Annotated in this window: 17 protein-coding genes and 1 pseudogene; 4 read left to right on the top strand and 14 right to left on the bottom strand. The window is 70.5% G+C overall.

The features are described 5' to 3' along the window. Positions 1 to 3: 3 nt before the first annotated feature. The 3 genes and pseudogenes from AC3IF1_RS17935 to AC3IF1_RS17945 form a co-directional block, all read right to left on the bottom strand. Complete coding sequence (locus tag AC3IF1_RS17935; protein WP_243968777.1) at positions 4 to 144, bottom strand: hypothetical protein; 141 nt, start codon at positions 142 to 144, stop codon at positions 4 to 6. A 205-nt stretch (positions 145 to 349) separates the two neighbouring features. Next, the gene (locus AC3IF1_RS17940) at positions 350 to 505 is read right to left on the bottom strand and encodes a hypothetical protein (protein ID WP_489220500.1); all 156 of its coding nucleotides are present in this window, start codon (positions 503 to 505) and stop codon (positions 350 to 352) included. A 148-nt stretch (positions 506 to 653) separates the two neighbouring features. After that, positions 654 to 1,442: pseudogene (locus AC3IF1_RS17945) on the bottom strand (glycosyltransferase family protein); the annotation flags it as partial. Here AC3IF1_RS17945 and AC3IF1_RS17950 point away from each other — a divergent pair. Next, positions 1,431 to 1,616 (top strand): hypothetical protein, encoded by a 186-nt coding sequence (locus AC3IF1_RS17950; protein WP_489220501.1) that lies wholly within the window; start codon positions 1,431 to 1,433, stop codon positions 1,614 to 1,616. The pseudogene AC3IF1_RS17945 and the gene AC3IF1_RS17950 overlap by 12 nt on opposite strands. A gap of 76 nt (positions 1,617 to 1,692) precedes the next feature. On the opposite strand, the gene AC3IF1_RS17955 is transcribed toward AC3IF1_RS17950, so the two are convergent. From AC3IF1_RS17955 to uvrA, 8 genes are all read right to left on the bottom strand, one after another. After that, a complete protein-coding gene (locus tag AC3IF1_RS17955; RefSeq protein WP_489218711.1) occupies positions 1,693 to 2,511 on the bottom strand; it encodes a glycosyltransferase family A protein in 819 nt (272 codons plus the stop codon). An 804-nt stretch (positions 2,512 to 3,315) separates the two neighbouring features. After that, the gene (locus tag AC3IF1_RS17960) at positions 3,316 to 4,518 is read right to left on the bottom strand and encodes a Zn-dependent hydrolase (protein ID WP_489218712.1); all 1,203 of its coding nucleotides are present in this window, start codon (positions 4,516 to 4,518) and stop codon (positions 3,316 to 3,318) included. Between the two features lie 197 nt (positions 4,519 to 4,715). Further along, the gene (gene trmFO / locus AC3IF1_RS17965; protein ID WP_489218713.1) at positions 4,716 to 6,143 is read right to left on the bottom strand and encodes a methylenetetrahydrofolate--tRNA-(uracil(54)-C(5))-methyltransferase (FADH(2)-oxidizing) TrmFO; all 1,428 of its coding nucleotides are present in this window, start codon (positions 6,141 to 6,143) and stop codon (positions 4,716 to 4,718) included. 192 nt (positions 6,144 to 6,335) lie between these two features. Then, a complete protein-coding gene (locus tag AC3IF1_RS17970) occupies positions 6,336 to 6,482 on the bottom strand; it encodes a DUF1127 domain-containing protein (protein ID WP_243968864.1) in 147 nt (48 codons plus the stop codon). Positions 6,483 to 6,807: 325 nt separating this feature from the next. Next, entirely contained in the window at positions 6,808 to 7,074 is a 267-nt protein-coding gene (locus AC3IF1_RS17975) for a GCG_CRPN prefix-to-repeats domain-containing protein (RefSeq protein WP_243968785.1), read from the bottom strand. 182 nt (positions 7,075 to 7,256) lie between these two features. Continuing rightward, positions 7,257 to 8,231, bottom strand: a complete 975-nt coding sequence (locus AC3IF1_RS17980; protein WP_243968786.1) for a S1C family serine protease — start codon at positions 8,229 to 8,231, stop codon at positions 7,257 to 7,259. Between the two features lie 230 nt (positions 8,232 to 8,461). After that, positions 8,462 to 9,451 (bottom strand): transporter family protein, encoded by a 990-nt coding sequence (locus AC3IF1_RS17985; RefSeq protein WP_243968789.1) that lies wholly within the window; start codon positions 9,449 to 9,451, stop codon positions 8,462 to 8,464. Positions 9,452 to 10,021: 570 nt separating this feature from the next. Then, positions 10,022 to 13,174: an excinuclease ABC subunit UvrA gene (gene uvrA / locus AC3IF1_RS17990; RefSeq protein WP_489218715.1), complete on the bottom strand. Its 3,153-nt coding sequence runs from the start codon at positions 13,172 to 13,174 to the stop codon at positions 10,022 to 10,024. Positions 13,175 to 13,603: 429 nt separating this feature from the next. On the opposite strand from uvrA, the gene AC3IF1_RS17995 reads away from it, so the two are divergent. Next, the gene (locus AC3IF1_RS17995) at positions 13,604 to 14,779 is read left to right on the top strand and encodes an MFS transporter (protein WP_243968866.1); all 1,176 of its coding nucleotides are present in this window, start codon (positions 13,604 to 13,606) and stop codon (positions 14,777 to 14,779) included. Positions 14,780 to 14,782: 3 nt separating this feature from the next. Here the strand turns inward: AC3IF1_RS17995 and AC3IF1_RS18000 are convergent, their stop codons facing one another. Continuing rightward, positions 14,783 to 15,211, bottom strand: a complete 429-nt coding sequence (locus tag AC3IF1_RS18000) for a cupin domain-containing protein (protein ID WP_489220414.1) — start codon at positions 15,209 to 15,211, stop codon at positions 14,783 to 14,785. A 446-nt stretch (positions 15,212 to 15,657) separates the two neighbouring features. Between AC3IF1_RS18000 and AC3IF1_RS18005 the strand changes: the two genes are divergently transcribed. Both AC3IF1_RS18005 and AC3IF1_RS18010 read left to right on the top strand, forming a co-directional pair. Beyond that, the gene (locus AC3IF1_RS18005; protein WP_489218716.1) at positions 15,658 to 17,709 is read left to right on the top strand and encodes a methyl-accepting chemotaxis protein; all 2,052 of its coding nucleotides are present in this window, start codon (positions 15,658 to 15,660) and stop codon (positions 17,707 to 17,709) included. 217 nt (positions 17,710 to 17,926) lie between these two features. After that, a complete protein-coding gene (locus AC3IF1_RS18010) occupies positions 17,927 to 18,394 on the top strand; it encodes a DoxX family membrane protein (RefSeq protein ID WP_313900856.1) in 468 nt (155 codons plus the stop codon). A gap of 81 nt (positions 18,395 to 18,475) precedes the next feature. Here AC3IF1_RS18010 and AC3IF1_RS18015 read toward each other — a convergent pair whose 3' ends face one another. After that, entirely contained in the window at positions 18,476 to 19,081 is a 606-nt protein-coding gene (locus AC3IF1_RS18015; protein ID WP_489218717.1) for a glutathione S-transferase, read from the bottom strand. A 101-nt stretch (positions 19,082 to 19,182) separates the two neighbouring features. Beyond that, on the bottom strand, positions 19,183 to 19,428 hold the full coding sequence (locus AC3IF1_RS18020) for a hypothetical protein (protein WP_489218718.1): 246 nt from the start codon (positions 19,426 to 19,428) through the stop codon (positions 19,183 to 19,185). Positions 19,429 to 19,477: the final 49 nt, after the last annotated feature.

The following is a 19,477-nucleotide window of genomic DNA, read 5'->3' on the forward strand; positions in this document are numbered from 1 at the left end:
GGCTCAGTGCCGGGAGAGGGCGAACCGCACGAATGCCGCCACCAGCGCGTCGGCGGCCGGCTCGCTCAGATCGCTGAAGCAGAGCCCCTCGCCGACGAACACGGTCCACACCCCGTCGTAGGTCGCTTCCTTGCGGATCTGCATGGCCGCCCTCCGGTGTCGCTTCGGAGCAACGGGCGAGACGGCAGAGCGTTGCCTCGGCGGGCCCGCATCGGAGCGGCCTTCGCGGCGCTGCCGGGATCGCGGGCGCCCTCCGAGGGGAGGGGCCCCGCAAGCCGCGTCAAGCGGCGACTGCCGCCCGGCCAGGCCGGGGCGACGCGCCCTCGGAGGGCGGGACGCACGGTCCCGATCAGACGGACGGACCGGTTGCGAGCAGTCTCTCGTCCGCCTCGCTCAACGGCCGACCGGCGGCCTTGCGGTAGAGCACGCCGAACCGACGCACGACCGATTCCCAGGTGTGCTGGGCGACGACCTCCCGCCCGCGGGCGACGAGTTGGTCCCGCATCGGCGCATCCGACCACAGCTTGAAGAGAGCGCTGGCGATTTCGCCGCTGTTGTCGGGATCGAACAGGAGCGCCCCCCCCGGCCGTCTGTGCCGGAAGCGACGTCGCGGTGGAGCAGGCGACAGGGCAACCGATCGCGAACGCCTCGTAGATCGGGCAGCTGGTGGCCTCGAACTTCGTCGGCACGACGACACCCCGAGCCAAGTGATAGAGCAGGACCAGATCGCGATGGGCGATGTAACCGCCCCACCGGATGCAATCGGTCACGTTCAGTTCGGCCGCCCGCTCCAGGATGCGCAGCGAGAACGGCGTGAACGCACCCGTGAACACCATGAGTGGCGCCGTCAGACCCTGGGCCCGCAACAGGGCGGCGGCCTCCACCAGGCGGATGTGATTCTTGTGCTCCCAGCCGGCCGCCGGATAGAGCAGGAAACCGCCGGGCTGAAGCTGGAGACGCTCACAGATCGCCCGAACCTCGGCGGGTGTCGGCGGCGTGCGGTCGGAGGCGGGCGGCGCGAACGGAATGATGGGCATCTTCTCGAGCGGTACGCGGTACTGCCGATGGACATCATCGGCGATCCAGCGCGAGGCCACCGGAACGATCGTCGCTGCTCTGCAAAAGTACTGATAGATGACCTCGCGATGCCGGAGATCATCGTCGGAGAAGAACTGCGGCAGATGGAGATGCTGGAGATCGTGCGGATGGTAAAGGAGCGGCAGATCGGAATCGAGCGTAAATTGCGTCGGGGCGTGCACCGCCGCCACACCTGCGGCCCGCAAGGGTCCGGTGGCGTCTAAGAGATTAACCTGAAGGGTCGCACTCGCATCTTGGAAATTGAACATCCGCTTGGCCACTTGCGTGCCGGCCAGCCTCAATTCGCGCTCGCGCACGGGTAGGGCCTCCCCCTGCAGCGGCAGCAATTTGCAATGATCGGGCATGATGGCGCGCAGATCGTCGCGCGCCGCGGAATCCACGATCAGAGAAAATCTGAACGCGTCCGGCGGGAGATGATAAAGATGCGTCACCAGTCCGCGCGTGACCTCGGCCACGCCGCCGGCCGCCCCGAGGTTTGCCCGCGCGTCGATCGCAACATGCAGCTGTTCGGACACTGAACGCAGCCCCTTCCACAATCCCGTCCACCATCTCTGGCCTCCGTCTCATCACGCCGGATCCTTGCCCAGGGCTGTCTCACCAGGGGATGCGGCCGTACCGGCGGTTGAGCGTCGCGTATTCCGTCCGGCTCTCCTGAATGAGGGCCGGATCGGCGGCGATCCGAGCCATGCCCGAGCGGGAATGCACCAGGCGCGTGACCAGGGGCGCCAGCAGGGTATGGCGCTGCAACTCCGAATTGGCCCCGCCGAGTCGCGCGACGTTGGCGATCCAAGGCCGCACCTGCTCCGCGAGTGCGACGGTCGCGGGCGCCAGGGCGTCGATGAGGTGGCAACGCCGGATCCCGCTGTCACCGAGCCGGCCGAGCCATTCGTTATCGAGATGCCAGCGCATCGCGGGATCGAAGCGGCCGACGCGCCGGAGGGTGTCGCGCCGCATGATCCAGCCGGACGGCGTCGGGAAGTCGTTGATGCGGACGATCTCGCCGCTCTCGTCGACTTCGAGCTGGGTCGTCGAGACGAAGCCGTAGCTTCTCAGCGCCGCCGAACACAGATTCAGATAGTTCTGGTTCCAGCGATCGTCGTCTTCCAGAAATGCGATGCAGTCGAATTGACTTCCGACCGCATCGATACCGGCATTCAGGGCTCCAGCCTGAGAACGACCGTCGCTGCGCGCCCAGACGATATCGCTGCGCTCCGCAAGATGCGGCGGGATATCCGCATCCGTGTCGATGCCCACAATGAAACTGAGCCTGACATTGTTCTCTACGACGATGGACTGCGCCAATGCGCTGGCGATCGCGCGCTCCACGAAATACTTACTCGTCCGCGACTCGGGCTCAATCCGCTGCAGGCGCGACGGTATGATGACCCCGACCGATAAGGCAGTGGCTGCCACCTGTCCCTCCGACCCCGACGCTCGATCAGCTTTCAATATTGAGACACTTATTCCCAGCAAGACCGCTGATTATATATTACATATAGTAATATATCTTCTAATATTATTGCCGTTCCGAGGTTTTTATTTGCATAACATTAGTTATTGTAGACATTCATATCGATTTGATTCGCTCATCTCCAAACAATGACATGCCTATCAAGCATAGTTTGTGAGTTATATGCCACACAGAGACGCGTCAAGCGCCGTTTAGGGTCAAAAAATCGACTGTCTCGCGATTTTTGCGAGATGCTTTGAAGTAAAAATTCGGATTTTTATTTGAGATAGGGAATTTATATAACCGTATAGTTGTTCAAAAAATTTCCCACGGCTTGGGCCGGTTCGCGCGTCAGTCGCCTTGCGCCAAAAAGGGCTTTCCAAACGGTGCGTGGCGCTGAGATGATTTTATATCATTTTGAAGGACTTGATTAAATAGTTCGCAGAGCAGCATATCTGCGTTTGCCGAGACCTTGGACGTTGGGAAATGCTCGCCCGACGACGCGGCCCGAAACCGGCTTTGCGTTGCGGGTCCTTGCTCCCAGGATGCCCACCGGCGTTCAGGCAAGGCCTCGCGGGATCCGCCTGGCCATAGCCGTTGCGTCGGATCAGGTTTCACTGACTCAATAGACGCAGTAAATACCGATCCCTTAGAGTTCGATATTTTGAATTATTTACGAAATTTCCCATATGATCGAAATAAATACTTACGGCTTTGCCGTCGAAGGCCTTTGACGGTGCCCTGCGGCCTTACGCTCCATGACACCCTCACCCCGCCAGCACCCGCGCCGCCGCATCCCCGAGCGCCCGCACCCCCAGCGCCAGGTCGGCGTCGCTGGTATCCTCCGCCCAATGGTGGCTGATGCCGCCGATCGAGGGCACGAACAGCATCGCGGCCGGGAGGATCCGGGCGACGTTCTGGGCGTCGTGGCCGGCGCCCGAGGGCATCACCTGCCAGCCCCCGGGGCAGACCGCGTCGGCGGCCTCCGAGAGCGCGCGCATCAGCGCCGGATCGCAGGGGGCGGGGATCGCCTTGGACAGGGCCGTTAGCGTGGCGGGGCAGCGCTCGCGCCGGTTCGATTCGCGCACCAGCGCCTCCAGACAGGCCTCCATCCGCTCCAGCACCGGCATCGCCACGTCGCGGAACTGAAAGGCCACCTCGGCCCGGCCGGGGATGATGCTGTAGCCGCCGGGATCCAGGGTGATCCGCCCCGTGGTCCAGGTGCTGCGCGGGCCGCACACCGTCGGGAATGCCCGGTCGATCGCCGCCAGGAGCCGCACCGCCGAGAGACCCGCGTCCCGGCGCTCGGCCATGGTGGTGCCGCCGGCGTGGTCCTGGTTGCCTTCGAACACGATCCGGAACTGCCAGATCGCCACGATGCCGCTCACCACGCCGAGATGCAGGCCGGCGGATTCGAGCTGCGTGCCCTGCTCGATATGCATCTCCAGGAAGCCGCGGTAGCGGTCCGGGTCGAGCCGCATCCGGGGCAGGCCGGCGAGGCCGGCGGTCGCGAGCGCCGCGCGCAAGGCGGTGCCGTCGGTGCGGTTGCGGGCTTCATCGATCTCGGCCTCGGTCAGGTCGCCGATCGCCGAGCGGCTGCCCAGGAAGCCGCCGGAGAAGTGGCCCTCCTCGTCGGCGAAGGCGACGACGTCCACCGGCAGCCCGGCCCGGGCCAACGCCACCCCGGCCACGACGCCGAGCGCCCCGTCGAGCCAGCCGGCCTCGTTCTGGGTCTCGATGTGGCTGCCGACGAGGAGATGCGGGCCGGGGCCGCGATGGCGCCCCAGCACGTTGCCGATCCCGTCGATGGATGCCTCCAGCCCGCAGGCCTCCAGCCTGGCCATCAGCCAGCGGCGGGATTCCATGTCGGCGGCCGAGAAGGTCGGGCGGTGGACGCCGGTGCGGAACCGGCCGATCGCGCGCAGTTCGTAGAGGTCGGCCAGGAAGGCTTGGGTGTCGATCGCAGTCATGGGCGGCCCGGGTGCTGAACACCCGGACCGTGCAAGGCCCATGCGCGTACGGGGTTTCCAAAGGGCTCAAGCCCTTTGGCGGTGTCGTGGGGCGGAGCCCCGCAATGGGCCGAGCCCCGCAATCGGCGGAGCCCGACAGCAGGGCGCTGCCCTGCACCCGCAAAAGGTCCCGGACCTTTTGAAACCGGGACGCGGCGCTATTCCGCCGCCGCCTGTCTCCAGTCCGCCGGGTGCGCCCCCGCCATCCAGGCCCCGAGGTCGGCCCGGGCCCGGTCGGTCAGGGCGCGCTTCTTCAGCACCGCCTTCTCGGGCCCGCGCAGGCGCCGGCCGGTCTCGTTGCGGGGCGCCTGCGCCAGGGGCGGGAACAGGCCGAAATTGACGTTCATCGGCTGGAACGAGCGCGGGGCATTGGCCTCGCCATCCGCCGCGACATGGCCGCCGGTGATGTGGGCGATGAGCGCGCCCAGCGCCGTCGTCTGGGGCAGCGGCGCGAGGGGGTGGCCGGCGGCCTCCGCAACCGCGAAGCGGCCGGCCATCAGCCCGACCGCAGCGCTCTCGACATAGCCCTCGCAGCCGGTGATCTGGCCGGCGAAGCGTAAGGACGGCCGGGCCTTCAGCCGGAGGGTGGCGTCGAGCAGGCGCGGGCTGTCGAGGTAGGTGTTGCGGTGCAGGCCGCCCAGCCGGGCGAACTCGGCCCGCTCCAGGCCGGGGATGGTGCGGAAGATCCGCACCTGCTCGGCATAGGTCAGCTTCGTCTGGAAGCCGACCATGTTGTAAAGGGTGCCCAGCGCGTTGTCCTGGCGCAGCTGGACGATCGCGCAGGCCTTGACCAGGGGGTCGCGCGGGTTGGTCAGCCCCACGGGCTTCATCGGGCCGTGCCGCAGGGTCTCGGCGCCGCGCTCGGCCATCACCTCGATCGGCAGGCAGCCGTCGAAATAGGGCGTGCCCTCCCACTGCTGGAACCCGATTTTTTCGCCCTCCACGAGAGCGGCCACGAACCCGTCATACTGTGCGCGGGTCATCGGGCAGTTGAGATAGTCGGCCCCCGTGCCGCCGGGGCCGGGCTTGTCGTAGCGGGACTGGAACCACGCCACCTCCATGTCGATGGAGTCGCGGTGGACGATCGGCGCGATGGCGTCGAAGAAGGCGAGGGACTCGGCGCCGGTGAGCCCGCGGATGCCCTCGGCCAGGCCCGAGGCGGTGAGCGGGCCGGTGGCGACGATGCAGGGCCCCCAATCCTCCGGCGGCAGGCCCTCGACCTCGCCGCGCACGAGGGTGACGTTGGGGTGCTGCTCCAGGGCCCGGGTCACCGCGGCGGAGAAGCCCTCACGGTCGACCGCGAGCGCCCCGCCCGCCGGCACCTGGTTGGCGTCGGCGGCCCGCATGATCAGCGAGCCGAGACTGCGCATCTCCTGGTGCAGCAGCCCGACGGCGTTGGCCTCGGGATCGTCCGACCGGAAGGAGTTCGAGCAGACGAGCTCGGCGAGCCCGTCCGTCCGGTGGGCCTCGGTGCCGCGCACCGGGCGCATCTCGTGGATGACGGCGCGGTGGCCGGCCTCGGCCACCTGCCAGGCGGCCTCGGACCCGGCGAGGCCGCCGCCGACGATGTGGATGGTCTGTGTCATGCCCGCGATTAAGCACCATTCGCCGGCAGGGTCACCGGTCCGGCGGTGAAAAGGGCGCGGGGCCCGGCCGTATCCCGACGGCTTCGGCCGCTTTCGGTGCGGGGCGCCCGGCCGGCTGCGGTCCCGATACGCGAAGGACCGTCGTCCGGATCAGCGGGCGGCGGTCCTTCGATCGGCGTGCGGACGCTGCGATCAGGCGCGGGCGATGCCGTGGATCTCGCTGCGGTTGATGCCGAGATCGGCAAGATCGCGATCCGACAGGCGCGACAGCTGGGAAACGGTGTCGCGGTACCGGAGATAGGCGCGTACGCGGCTCAGGACGCTACGGGCGGCGGACATATGTGCTGTGACCTCTGCTCGGGCAGACGATGACGCTTCCTTGCGCATCGCTGCCTCTTGTTGGTGCAACGCACATATAAACCCGCTGCAGCGCAGCAGGAGTCCCAAGCTCAAGCATCAGACCTGCGATGATTGCATGACCGGATTAAGAAATCGGCAAGGTTTACGAATGGTCATTCTTTAGGCGCATGTCGGTCCGGGACACCGGCCTCTGGCGCGCGTGGCACCGGCCGCGGAGCGCCCCGATGACCGGGAGCGAGGGGCGTGCCCGCTCCCCCAGGTCTCACGGATCCCGACCGCGGGTCGGGATCCGTGAGGTCCGGTATCAATAGAACGGGCGCGGCCCGTAGAAGCCGTAGGGCCGGTAGACGGGCCGCGGCCGGCCGTAGCCGTAGCCGCCGTAATAGACCGGACGGCGCCAGGAGCCGTAGGGCCGGGGGCCCCAGTTCGGGCGGCAGAGACCCCAGGGATTGGGGTGGAAGCCGGGGCCACAGCCGCCGGCCGCCTGGGCGGAGCCGGCGAGCCCGAGGCCGCCGGTGACCGCGGCCACCAAGATGAGCGCCTTCACGCGCGATGCGCCCGGAATCGTCATGATGGGATCTCCTCGTTCACATCCGGCGGATCGACGGCCGGCCGCGGGAGATTCGGCGCGGCCGCCTGAACCAACGCTGAGCCACAGGTTGTGCCGGGGACAGGCTCGCGGCGGCACGGGCAAGTCCGCGCGGGCAAGTCCGTGCAGGCAAGGCCACGCACGCCGCAGGGGTGTCCGGACCGTCAGTGCAGCGAGGGCGTGCGCAGGAACCGCTCCCGATCGGCGGAGACCAGGGCGAGCTTCACCCCGCGCCCCTCGCGGCGGACGTTGAGCGGCACCCGCACCCCCGCCGCGCCGAGCGCCCAGACGCTGCGGAACAGGGCGGCGAGATCCGCCACGGGCTCGCCGGCCACCGCCTCGATCACGTCGCCGGGCTGGAGGCCGCCGGTCTCGGCCGGGCCGCCATCGGCCAGCCCCATCACCACGATGCCCTCCTCGCTCTCGGTGGCGTAGAGGCCGAGCCACGGGCGCGGCGGCCGGTTCACCCGCCCGCGCGTGGCGAGGTCGTCGAGGATCGGCGGCAGCAGGTCGATGGGCACCACCATGTTGATCGGGCGCGCGCTGCCGGAGCCGCCCTGCTGCAATTGCAGCGAGCCGATGCCAAGCAATTCACCCTGGGGCCCGATCAGCGCCGTGCCGCCCCAATGCGGGTGCGCGGGGGCGGTGAACAGGGCCTCGTCCAGGACGTATTCCCAGTAGCCGGCGAATTCCTGGCGGGCGACCACCTCGACGGCGACGCAGCGCTGGCGCCCGCCCGCCCCCGCCAGCACCGCCCGGTCGCCGGTCTTGAGCCCGGCCGAACGGCCAAGCTGCAGGGCCGGCACGCCGAGGTCCCCCAGCGCCTGGACGAGGCCGAAGCCGGTGGCGGCGTCGAAGCCCAGGACGTGGCCGGGCACCGAGCGGCCGTCCCGGGTGGTCAGCCAGACGGTCTCGGCCTCCGTGACGAGGTAGCCGATGGTGAGCACGAGGCCGTCCTCGCGGATCACCACGCCGTTGCCGGCGCGCTCGGTGCCCAGCGTCTCAGCCGTGAAGGCGCCGTCCGGCACCCGCGCCGACAGGGCCAGCACCGCCGAGAGCGCCCGGTCGAGGTCGTAGCCGTAATCCGCCGGCCTGGGCTGGGCCTGCGCGGGGATCTTCCACTCACCCTGCGTCGCCATGAGAGTCCTTCGGCTCGTCCGCGCCCTGGCGGGAACCGGGCGCACGAAAGCGCACAAGATAGGATGCCCGCGCCGCCGGCGACACCCATGCGAGGCCACCCGCACGCCATTCGCCGCACCGGCCAAATGACAAGACCGCCCGGCCGGGGCCGGGCGGTCCACCGTCCGGAGGGACGGTCTGTCGAAGCCCCCGGTCACCCGCCGCGGGGCGGGGGACCGGGGGGCGCGTCTCAGTACTTGCGGACCAGCGGCGCCGGGATCGGCGACGCGGCGGCGACCGGCGAGTACAGCGGGACGATGAACCGGATCCAGCCGTCGGTGGAGTAGTCGCTGCGGGTGCGGCCGAACGCGTTGGTGTAGCTCGCGCCGGTCACCACGTCGCGGGCGACGTAGGCCTGGACGGTGAAGATCTTGAAGTCGTAGCCGACCAGCCCGCCGATGGCGAAGCGGCCGCGGTTGCCGGCCGCCGCGCTGTACTGGCTGATGTCGAAGTTGTAGGTGCCGTAGGCGACCGGACCGATCTCGAAGTTGCCGAACTTCTTCGTCGCGGTGATGTCGAAGTTCAGGGCGTCCGACAGGCGCAGCGGGCCGATCGCGGCGCCGACCTGGCCCGGGAAGCGGCCGGGGGAGTCGTAGATATTGGCGGTCAGGTTGCCGGTGATGTTCCAGCCGTCGCCGGTGTAGCTGCCGGCCACGCCGAAGCGGTAGGTGTTCGAGGAGAGCTGCGGCAGCACAGGCGTGCCGGTGACAACGCCGTTGACGACGCGGCCATTGATCGACCCGCGGTCGCCGTCGAGGTCGTTCAGGTACACGCCGCCGAGCAAGCTGACGCCGAAGTTGCTGCCGAGGTCGAACGCCCAGATGCCGCCGACGAAGGTGCCGACGTTGATCGAGATGTCCTTGTTGGCCTGGCCCGCCGGGTTGCGGGTGAAGGCGAACACGGTCGGGGGGGCGACGAGCAGCTCGACCCGGCCGCCGAGCGGCACCAGCGGGGTCGACCAGACCAGGACCGGGATGTTGACGGCCGTGTCGGCGTCGTTCCGGCCGTCGGTGCGGCGGTAGGTGAACGTGTTGATCGCGTAGATGCCTTCCGGCAGGGGCGCGCCGACGGCGAGGCCGACCTGCTCGCCCGGCACGGTCGTGGTCTGCGCCTGCGCGATCGTCGACGTCATGCCGACCGTGAGCGCGACCGCGCCGGCCGCGAGCCAGTGTTTCATCATTTTCTCATTCCTTCCCAAGGTCCCAAGGCATCCGTCCCGCATTCGGCATTTCCATGCCGGTCTGCTCGCCCATCGCGGCTGCCGGCTTCGGACCTGCCGAGCGCCCCCACGGAGCCTGCCCGTCTCAACGTCTGCAACTATTCTACAGAGACCTGCGGAAAGACAGTGGAATGCTCGCTGAAACGGCACAACCGGCCGAACCGTTGCGCAAAAGCCGCATTTTTGCGGCGATGCAACACTGTCCACAGGACCGGCGCGGAGCGTCCCATCCGGAAGAATATCGTTGAATGGTCAAGCTGTTGGCGCCGCGGTTCGCGGGAGAAACCGGCAAGCCCGAGGGGGGCGATCGGGCATGGGGCGCGCCGACCCTGCGGGCCCGGAGGCGGCCGAAATCCGCGTCCGGACGCGCCGGCGCCGGGTCCGGACGGCGGCAGGACGGCTCGAATCACCCCGGATGCGGACCGGATCCGGCTGCCACCCGGCAAAACCTGCCGGGTCGGAGCACCCTGCGCCACCGGATCCGCGCGTCGCAGGCGACCGGGCGGGTGACGCGGCGGGCTACCCGGTGGGCTACTCGGCGGCGCTGCGGCGGGCGGGACGCCGCTCCAGCACCGCGCGCAGGAACCGGCCGGTATGGCTCGCCGTCGACCGGGCGATCTCCTCCGGGGTGCCCTGGGCCACCACCCGGCCGCCGCCGTTGCCGCCCTCGGGACCCATGTCGATCACCCAATCGGCGGTCTTGATCACTTCGAGGTTGTGCTCGATCACCACCACCGTGTTGCCCTGGTCCACGAGCTCGTGGAGCACCTCCATCAGCTTGGCGACGTCGTGGAAGTGCAGGCCGGTGGTCGGCTCGTCGAGGATGTAGAGGGTGCGGCCGGTGGCGCGCTTCGACAGCTCCTTGGACAGCTTCACCCGCTGGGCCTCGCCCCCCGACAGGGTGGTGGCCTGCTGGCCGACATGGACGTAGTGCAGGCCGACGCGCTTGAGGGTCTCGAGCTTCTCGCGGATCGCCGGCACCGCCTTGAACAGTTCGGCCGCCTCCTCGACGGTGGAATCGAGCACGTCGGCGATGGACTTGCCGCGGTACTTCACCTCCAGGGTCTCGCGGTCGTAGCGCTTGCCCTTGCAGACGTCGCAGGTGACGTAGACGTCGGGCAGGAAGTGCATCTCGATCTTGATCACGCCGTCGCCCGAGCAGGCCTCGCAGCGCCCGCCCTTGACGTTGAACGAGAAGCGGCCGGGCTGGTAGCCCCGCGCCTTGGCCTCCGGCAGGCCCGCGAACCAGTCGCGGATCGGCGTGAACGCGCCGATATAGGTGGCGGGGTTCGAGCGCGGCGTGCGCCCGATCGGCGACTGGTCGATGTCGATGACCTTGTCGAGGTGCTCCAGCCCCTCCAGCCGGCCGTAGGGGGCCGGGTGCTCCAGCGCGCCGTTCAGTTTTTTTGCGACGGCCTTGTACAGGGTGTCGATCACCAGGGTCGACTTCCCGCCCCCCGAGACGCCGGTGATGCAGGTGAAGGTGCCGAGCGGGATCTCGACATCCACGTCCTTGAGGTTGTTGCCCCGTGCGCCGAACAGGCCGAGCTTGCCCTTCCGGCCCTTGCGACGCGCGGTCGGCGTGCGCACGGACATCTTGCCCGTGAGGTATTGGGCGGTGAGCGAGGCCGGGTTGGCCAGCACCTCGGCGGGCGTCCCCTGCGCGATGATCTCGCCGCCGTGGATGCCGGCGCCCGGGCCGACATCGACCACGTAATCGGCCTGCAGGATCGCGTCCTCGTCGTGCTCGACGACGATCACCGAATTGCCGAGGTCGCGCAGGCGCTTGAGCGTGCCTAGCAGGCGCTCGTTGTCGCGCTGGTGCAGGCCGATCGAGGGCTCGTCCAACACGTAGAGCACCCCGGTGAGCCCGGAGCCGATCTGCGAGGCGAGGCGGATCCGCTGGCTCTCGCCGCCGGAGAGCGAGCCGGAGCCCCGGGCGAGCGTCAGGTATTCGAGGCCGACATCCACCAGAAAACTCAGGCGGTCGCGGATTTCCTTCAGGATCCGGACCGCGATCTCGTTCTGCTTCGGCGTGAGTTTGTCCGGCAAGTCCGAGAACCAGCGGTGCGCCTCGGAGACCGAGAGCGCGGTCGCGTCGGCGATGTCGGCCATGGCGATCTTCACGGCGAGGGCCTCGGGCTTGAGGCGCTTGCCGCCGCAGGCCGCGCAGGGCGTCTCGCTCATGAAGCGCCCGATCTCCTCGCGCACCGCGTCGGAATCGCTCTCCTTGTAGCGGCGCTCCAGGTTCGGGATCACGCCCTCGAACGGCTTGTTGACCGTGTATTTGCGCAACCCGTCGTCGTAGGCGAAGCGGACCGCCTGGCTGCCCGATCCGTACAGCACGATGGCGCGGGCCGCCTCCGGCAGGCCCTGCCAGGGCACGCTCGTCTTGAAGCCGTAATGCTCGGCCAGCGCGTCGAGGGTCTGGCCGTAATAGGGCGAGGTCGACTTCGCCCAGGGGCCGACCGCGCCGCGCTTCAGGCTCAGGGCCGGATCGGAGATCACCAGTTCGGGGTCGATCCGCATCTCGTGGCCGATGCCGCTGCAGGTCGGGCAGGCGCCGAACGGGTTGTTGAACGAGAACAGCCGCGGCTCGATCTCCGCGATGGTGAAGCCCGAGACCGGGCAGGCGAAGCGCGACGAGAAGGTGATGGTCCGGGGCGTCTCGCCCTCGGGGACGTCGGCGAACACGATCTCGGCGATCCCGTCGGCGAGTTCCAGCGCCGTCTCGAAGGAATCGGCCAGCCGCGCGGCGATGTCGGCCCGGACCACGATCCGGTCGACCACCACGTCGATGTCGTGCTTGAACTTCTTGTCGAGCTTCGGCACGTCGTCGATCGCGTAATATTCGCCGTTGATGCGCAGCCGCTGAAAGCCTTTCTTTTGGTACTCGGCGATTTCCTTGCGGTATTCGCCCTTCCGCCCGCGGACCACCGGGGCGAGCAGGTAGAGCCGGGTCTTCTCCGGCAGCTCCAGCACCCGGTCGACCATCTGCTGGACGGTCTGGCTCTCGATCGGCAGGCCGGTGGCGGGCGAATAGGGGATGCCGACTCGCGCCCAGAGCAGGCGCATGTAGTCGTAGATCTCGGTGACCGTGCCCACGGTGGAGCGGGGGTTCTTGGAGGTCGTCTTCTGCTCGATGGAGATCGCCGGCGAGAGCCCGTCGATCTGGTCGACATCGGGCTTGGACATCATCTCCAGGAACTGGCGGGCATAGGCCGAGAGCGACTCGACGTAGCGGCGCTGCCCCTCGGCGTAGATCGTGTCGAAGGCGAGCGACGACTTGCCCGAGCCCGAGAGCCCGGTGAAGACCACGAGCTTGTCCCGGGGGATCGTCAGGTCGACGTTCTTGAGGTTGTGCTCCCGGGCGCCCCGGACCGCGATGACCCGCCGGTCCAGGTCGGGCGTCGGCGCGGCGTCGAACAGGGCCTCCAGCTTGGCGTCGGTGGCGGCCTCCGCGGCCGCGCCGGGCCGGGCCGGGCGCCTTTTTTCGGACCCGGCGCGGTCGGGCTTGGGCTGGGGTGCCTTGCGCTCGGGGGTCTTGGCAGCGACGGGGGTCTTGGCAGCGACGGGGGTCTTGGAGGGCGCCTTTGGAGCCGTCTTGGAAGGTGCCGGGGCGGCGGCTTTCGGAGCAGCACCGGCGCGGCTTGCGGCACGACTTCCAGCTTGGGCTTTGGCCATGAGGGCAGCGGTCTTTCGAGGCGTCGACGCAGTCGGATCGGATTCCGGATCGGATTCGCGCGCGGGCCAGCCGCCGCTCCGACACATGTCGAGCCCGAGGGGGCCGACGGCAAGGTGGGGGCCGGCGGGACGCAGGCCCGTCATATGCCGCCCTTGCTAGAACGAAACGCGTACGTCGGCAACCACGCGGTGAAAGGCAACCGTCGTTGCGAGCGAAGCGAAGCAATCCAGTCGGCGCTACGCTTCCCGGTGTCGCGCTGCCCGGGGTCACTTCGCTGCGCGCGTGATGACGGAGAGCGCAACCAAAGCGGTATGGCCCAACCCATCCGCCATGTTGCGCAGCAGCAGCCAAGGCCCCACGTCGCGTCGGACTGATTTCGGCGCGCGCTTTTCCGTTCCGCCCCCAGACCCTCCTGACCGCTGGTGCCGATGCCGACGCTCGACCTGACCGCCCCGGCCGCCCGCGGCGGAGCCGAGGACCGGGCCGCCGGCCGGCAGCGCCTGTCCACCCGGCTGCTGTTCCTGATCGTCGGCATCGCCAATGCCACCTGGGCGCCCCTGGTGCCGCTGGTGAAGGCCCGCGCCGGCCTCGACGCGGCGGGGCTCGGCCTGCTGCTCCTCACCTTCGGCATCGGCTCGATCCTGGCGATGCCGAGCGCCGGGGCGGCGGCTTCGCGGCTCGGCTTCCGGCCGGTCCTGCTCGCCGGGACGCTGGCCCTCGGCCTCGCCCTGCCGGTGCTGGCCACGGCCTCGGGGCTCGTGCCGCTCACCGGGGCGCTGCTGCTGTTCGGGGCCGGGATGGGGACGGTGGATTGCGTCATGAACCTGCAGGCGGTGGCGGTGGAGCGCGCCGGAGGCCGGCCGATGATGTCGGGCTTCCACGGCCTCTACAGCCTCGGCTGCATCCTGGGGGCGCTCATCGCCAGCGGCCTGCTGGCTGCCGGGATCGGCGCGGATCGGAGCGTGCTGCTCCTGGTCGCCGGCCTCGCTTCCCTGTTCGCGGCCTCCTGGCCCGGCATCCTGCCGGCGGACGGAGCAGGCGGCGGCGGACCCGCCTTCGCGCTGCCCCGCGGCCCGGTGCTGGTGCTCGGCCTGCTCTGCTTCGTGGTGTTCCTCACCGAGGGCTCGGCCCTCGACTGGAGCGCCGTGTTCCTGATCCAGCAGCGCGGGCTCGACCCCGCCTGGGCGGCGCTCGGCTACGCGGCCTTCTCGGTGACCATGACGGCCGGGCGGCTCGCGGGCGACCGGATCGTGGCCCGGCTCGGCCGGCGGCGGGTGGTCGTGCTCGGCGGGCTCCTGGCGGCGGCCGGCCTCGCGCTCTCGGTCCTGGTCCCGGCCTGGGAGGCGGCGCTCGCCGGCTACGCCCTGGTCGGGGCGGGCTGCGCCAACATCGTCCCGGTCCTGTTCACGGCGGCCGGCCGCCAGACCGCGATGCCCGCGCGCGTGGCGGTGCCGGCGGTGACGACGCTCGGCTATGCCGGGGTGCTGGCGGGCCCGGCCCTGATCGGCTTCGTGGCGCAGGCGCTCGGCCTGCCCGCGGCGTTCCTGATCGTGGCGGCCCTGCTCCTGGGCGTGGCGGCGGCCGGGCGGTCCCTGCGGGTCTGAGGCTCAAGCCCCGGCGTTGCGCGCCATGAAGGTCGCGGGGCTGCCGTCCTCCGGGTTCACGAACACGATGTCGGTGGGCGCCCGCCGGGGCGTGTCGATCGACAGGAACACCACCGGTTCCCCGGGGTCGAGCTCCGGCATCGCGTGGACCGTGCCCTTTTCGAAGAACAGCAGCTGGCCGGGGCCGAACGCCGTCACGGCGGCCGGGTCGCCCAGCCAGACCCGGCCCCGGCCCGAGAGACAGTAGAGGTACTCGTCGCAGGTGGCATGGTAATGCGGCGGGGTCGGCCGATAGACCCGGAACACCCGGGCGCTCGCCGCCGCCCGGTCGGTCAGGTAGGTGTCGACCAGGAGCGTCGCCGCGCTGTCCGGCAAAGCCGCCGCCAGCGCCGCCAGGTCGAAGATGCCGGTTCCCGGATCCGCCTCGGCCATCGCGTTCCCCTCACGCCACAAAGCCCGGTACACGATCGCGCCCTCGGCGCGCCCGGGGGTGCCGGAGGGTCGCGGCGTCGATCCGCCCGTGATGCTCACCCAGGATGGCGCGCAGGCGGCCCGGGTCAACCCGGCATGCGCGCCCGGTCGAACAGGATCACGACGCCGCTGCGCGAGATGGCGGCGGACGGTCTGGCCACGCGGAAAATCTACGCCACATCACAACCAGTGGTTTAATACACCGCCGACAAGCTTTTCTCACCTTCAGCACAGCTATATTCAATGCAAACATCTTTATCTATCCGTCTGTCGAAGTCACCGATGCTGATCAGAACGCCGACCGAATGTAGACCTACAGAGATCGCCGATCGCCTTGGTAAACCGGACCTTTACCAAATGCGGCGACATCGGGCGTTCTGAAGCTGCCAAGACCCGAGACCGCCGCAATGCCCGTCCTCTCCTCCCTCCGCGCCCGCATCCTGGTGGTGGCGCTCGCTCCGACCCTGGCCTTCGCAGCGGCGGCGGGCCTAGCGGTGTCGGACCAGTGGGCGCGGCGCGTCGAGATGGACCGGGTGGAGACCCTCGTCGGCCTCGCCTCCCGGATCAGCGCCTTCGTGCACGAGGCCCAGCGCGAGCGCGGTGCCTCCAGCCTGTTCCTGGGCGCGAAGGGGGCGCAGTTCGGGCCCGAACTCGCGGCCCAGCGCGGGCGCACCGATGCGGCGCTCGCCGGCCTGCCCGAGGCCATGGCGGCGGCGACGGGCTTCGGCCCGGCCTTCGCGGCGCGCGGGTCGGGTTTCACGCGGGTGCTCGCCGGGCTCCCGGCGCAGCGCCGGGCGGTGGACGCCCTGACGCCGGGCGTGCCCCAGGCGGCGGCGTTCTATACCGGCCTGATCGGCGAGGGGCTGGGGCTCGTGCGCGAGATGGGCGGGGTGATCGACGAGGCCGGCCTCGCCGCCCGGGCGAACGCCTACGCGGCCTTCCTGGCCTTGAAGGAGGCCGCCGGCCAGGAGCGGGCGGCCGCCTCGGCGGCCTTCGCGTCCGGGAGCCTCGACCTCGCGGCCGCCCGCCGGCTCGTCACCCTCTCGGCCGAGCAGGCGACCTATGCGGGCCTGTTCCGGGCCGGGGCCGGGGCCGGGCAGGCGGCCCTGCTCGACGCCGCCGAGGCGACGGAGCCGGCCCGGGAGGTCGCGCGCTTGCGCCAGGCCGCCCAGGAGACGATGCCGGGCGCGGCCCTCGCCTTCCGCGACGCCCCCGCCTGGTTCCGCCTCGCCACGCAGCGCATCGATGCCCTGAAGGGCATGGAGGACCGGCTGACCGCCGATCTGGTGGCCGCCGCCGGCGCCGTGCGCGCCGGGGCCGACCGGATGCTGACCCTCTGGGCCGCCGGGGGCCTCGCCCTGTTCGCCCTCTCGGCCGGCCTCGCGGTCTGGCTCGGCACGGCCATCGCCCGGCCGCTCGCCCGGATGGCCCGGGTGCTGGCGGCGATCGGCCGGGAGGAGGGGATGGACGCCGATCTGGACATCCCCACGGGCGGCCCCCAGGAGGTCCGGGCGATCGCCGCGGCCGCTCTGACGTTCCGCGACAGCGTCGCCGAGCGCCGCGCGGCCCGGGCCGCGCAGGAGCGGCGCGCCTCCGAGACCGACGCCGCCCGGCGCCAGGCCGCGCTCGGCCTCGCCGACAGCTTCGAGCGCCAGGTCGGCGGCATCGTCGAGGGGGTCTCGGCCGCCGCCGCCCAGCTGGAGGCCTCCGCGCACGGCATGGCCCGGGCCGCCCAGGACACCACCGACCTCAGCCGGGCGGTGGCCGGGACGGCGGATTCGGCCGCGCACTCCGCCGATACGGTCGCGGCGGCCACCGAGGAACTCACCGCCTCGGTGCGGGAGATCGGCGTGCAGGTCGGGGCCTCGGCCGATCTCGCGGCCTCCGCGACCCGGGACGCCGACGGCATGGCCGGGGAGGTCCGGCGCCTCGCCGCGGCGGCCGGCAGCATCGGGGAGATCGTCGCGATGATCTCGCAGATCGCCGGGCAGACCAACCTGCTGGCGCTCAACGCCACCATCGAGGCGGCCCGCGCCGGGGAGGCCGGCCGCGGCTTCGCGGTGGTCGCCGCCGAGGTGAAGCACCTCGCCGAGCAGACCGGCAGGGCCACCGGGGAGATCACCGCCAAGGTCGCGGAGATCACCGACTCCACGGAGGCCTCGGTCCGGTCCATCGGCGGCATCACCGAGGTGATCCGCACCCTCGCCCGGATCGGCGCCGAGATCGCCGCCATGGTGGAGCAGCAGGGCGCGGCCACCGCCGAGATCGCCCGGACCACCGCGCAGACCTCGCAGGACACCCGCGAAGTCTCGGGCCACATGGCGGGGGTCGGCACGGCGGCGAACACCGCGAGCCAGGGCTCGGCCCAGGTGCTGCAGGCAGCGGGCGACCTCTCCCGGCAGGCGGGCGCCCTGCGCGAGGCCGTGGGCGGCTTCCTGACCCGGGTGCGGGCGGCCTGACCGGGCCGGTGCCCGCTTCGGTGGCGCGCGCGGATCATCGCGGGGGGCCACCTTTCGGGACGCTGCGCAGAGCCGCCCCCGGCCGCGTTGCGACGGGGAACGGCTCCGGCTCCGTGTCGGAACGTGCTTTCTTGCGCCGAACCGGCATCCCCTTCGGCGGAACGCACGCTAGATGAGCAACGGGCCGCAGGGCCGGATCGGGAAGCGTGTCACGCCCATGGCCAGCCTCAGCGTCGCGATCGCATTCGGCGTTCGCCTGCTCCTCGTGCTGCTGTTCCTGCCGTTCAGCGCCCTCGACAAGATCCTGAACTTCAGGGGGGCGGTCGGGCAGGCGCGCGAGGCGGTGCACGCCACCGCGCCCGCCACGGCGCTGATCCTGGCCGGGCTCTGCGTCGAGATCGGGATGTCGCTGGGCATCCTGACCGGCACCGCCGACCGGGCCGCCGCCTTCGTGCTGGCCGGCTATTGCGGGGTCACGGCGCTGCTCTGGAAGCAGTTCTGGGTGCCGGGCGACTTCTGGTCCGGCGGCACGGGCCGGGGGCTGTTCTGGGATTTCCTGAAGAACGTGGCGCTGGCGGGCGGCTTCCTGCTCATCACCTTCGGCACCGGCGCCGGGACGGTCCAGGACTTCTTCGCCGACCCGCTCGCCTCGTCCCACCCCTACGCGGTCCAGGACCGGCCGTAGGGGCCGATCCTGGCTTCGAGCGATCCGGGGGACCTCCTGCGGATGCAGGGCGCAGGCCCTGCGGAGTCCTCTGCCGGCGCCTCACCCCTTCGGGATCGTGGCGGTCATCGAGGGCCGGCCCTCGATGACCGCGTACCAGGCGGCGGTGGCCGGGCGCCCCGCGCGCCAGGCGAGGTCGGGGAAGCGCAGGTCGAGGTAGCCGAGCGCGCAGGCCATCGCGACCGTGCCGATGTCGAGGGTCGGCATGCCGGCGACCAGGGCCTCGAACCGGTCGAGCGCCGCCGCGATCTTGCCGGTCTGGCCGGCCTCCCAGGACTCCCAGCGCTGCGCCTCCGGGCGCAGCACCCGCTCGTAGCGGGTCAGCAGCGCCGCATCGAGCAGGCCGTCGGCGAGCGCCTGCCGGGTCAGCGCGTCCCAGCGGGCCGCGCCTTCGGGGAACAGGCGCGGGCCGGCCGAGAGGCCGTCGAGGTACTCGCAGATCACCCGGCTGTCGTAGAGGGCGGTGCCGTCCTCCAGCACCAGCGCGGGGATCTTGCCGAGCGGGTTGTGGGCGGCGACCTCCGCGGCGGAGCCGGTCGGGGAGGCCGTGGCGGCCGTGACTTCGATCCGGTCGATCAGCCCGGTCTCGTGGGCGAGGACCAGCACCTTGCGGGCATAGGGGGAGGCGGGGGAGTAGAAGAGCTTCATCGGACCGTCCCGGTTGGTCGTGGCGCCGTCGCGGCACCCTGGGCGCGCCGCCGCCGGGACCTCGCACCGATGGGACGGCGAATCCAGTCCCCGCCGGACCGTCAGACCTTCCGGGTCATCCCGAAACCGGCCCGCACCGCCCGGGCCCGGTTCCCGCGCGTCTGCCGGGCCCGGGCGCGCCACGCGAGGATGGCGGTCGCGGTCCGGTCCAGGAGCAGCATGCACAGGCTGCCGACGATCGCCAGCACGCAGGCGGCGCCGATCAGAACGCCCCAGATCCCGGGAGCCGGGATGACCATCAGGCACAGCAGGCCGAAGATGGCCGCGCCCGGTATCCACTTCGCCATCGCGCCGCCGCCTGAGACCGGTGGGATTTCGTCTTGAGGGATCCTGTGC

It is taken from the genome of Methylobacterium sp. E-012 (assembly GCF_057836545.1).

What these genes read in the sequence shown, in the direction of transcription:
- AC3IF1_RS17985 (WP_243968789.1), bottom strand. Translation starts at nt 9,451, where the DNA reads ATGATGAAACACTGGCTCGCGGCCGGCGCGGTCGCGCTCACGGTCGGC.
- AC3IF1_RS17960 (WP_489218712.1), bottom strand. Translation starts at nt 4,518, where the DNA reads ATGACTGCGATCGACACCCAAGCCTTCCTGGCCGACCTCTACGAACTG.
- AC3IF1_RS18015 (WP_489218717.1), bottom strand. Translation starts at nt 19,081, where the DNA reads ATGAAGCTCTTCTACTCCCCCGCCTCCCCCTATGCCCGCAAGGTGCTG.
- AC3IF1_RS17975 (WP_243968785.1), bottom strand. Translation starts at nt 7,074, where the DNA reads ATGACGATTCCGGGCGCATCGCGCGTGAAGGCGCTCATCTTGGTGGCC.
- AC3IF1_RS18020 (WP_489218718.1), bottom strand. Translation starts at nt 19,428, where the DNA reads ATGGCGAAGTGGATACCGGGCGCGGCCATCTTCGGCCTGCTGTGCCTG.
- AC3IF1_RS18000 (WP_489220414.1), bottom strand. Translation starts at nt 15,211, where the DNA reads ATGGCCGAGGCGGATCCGGGAACCGGCATCTTCGACCTGGCGGCGCTG.
- AC3IF1_RS17940 (WP_489220500.1), bottom strand. Translation starts at nt 505, where the DNA reads ATGCGGGACCAACTCGTCGCCCGCGGGCGGGAGGTCGTCGCCCAGCAC.
- AC3IF1_RS17950 (WP_489220501.1), top strand. Translation starts at nt 1,431, where the DNA reads ATGATCGGGCATGATGGCGCGCAGATCGTCGCGCGCCGCGGAATCCAC.
- trmFO (WP_489218713.1), bottom strand. Translation starts at nt 6,143, where the DNA reads ATGACACAGACCATCCACATCGTCGGCGGCGGCCTCGCCGGGTCCGAG.
- AC3IF1_RS18005 (WP_489218716.1), top strand. Translation starts at nt 15,658, where the DNA reads ATGCCCGTCCTCTCCTCCCTCCGCGCCCGCATCCTGGTGGTGGCGCTC.
- AC3IF1_RS17970 (WP_243968864.1), bottom strand. Translation starts at nt 6,482, where the DNA reads ATGTCCGCCGCCCGTAGCGTCCTGAGCCGCGTACGCGCCTATCTCCGG.
- uvrA (WP_489218715.1), bottom strand. Translation starts at nt 13,174, where the DNA reads ATGGCCAAAGCCCAAGCTGGAAGTCGTGCCGCAAGCCGCGCCGGTGCT.
- AC3IF1_RS17995 (WP_243968866.1), top strand. Translation starts at nt 13,604, where the DNA reads ATGCCGACGCTCGACCTGACCGCCCCGGCCGCCCGCGGCGGAGCCGAG.
- AC3IF1_RS17935 (WP_243968777.1), bottom strand. Translation starts at nt 144, where the DNA reads ATGCAGATCCGCAAGGAAGCGACCTACGACGGGGTGTGGACCGTGTTC.
- AC3IF1_RS17980 (WP_243968786.1), bottom strand. Translation starts at nt 8,231, where the DNA reads ATGGCGACGCAGGGTGAGTGGAAGATCCCCGCGCAGGCCCAGCCCAGG.
- AC3IF1_RS18010 (WP_313900856.1), top strand. Translation starts at nt 17,927, where the DNA reads ATGGCCAGCCTCAGCGTCGCGATCGCATTCGGCGTTCGCCTGCTCCTC.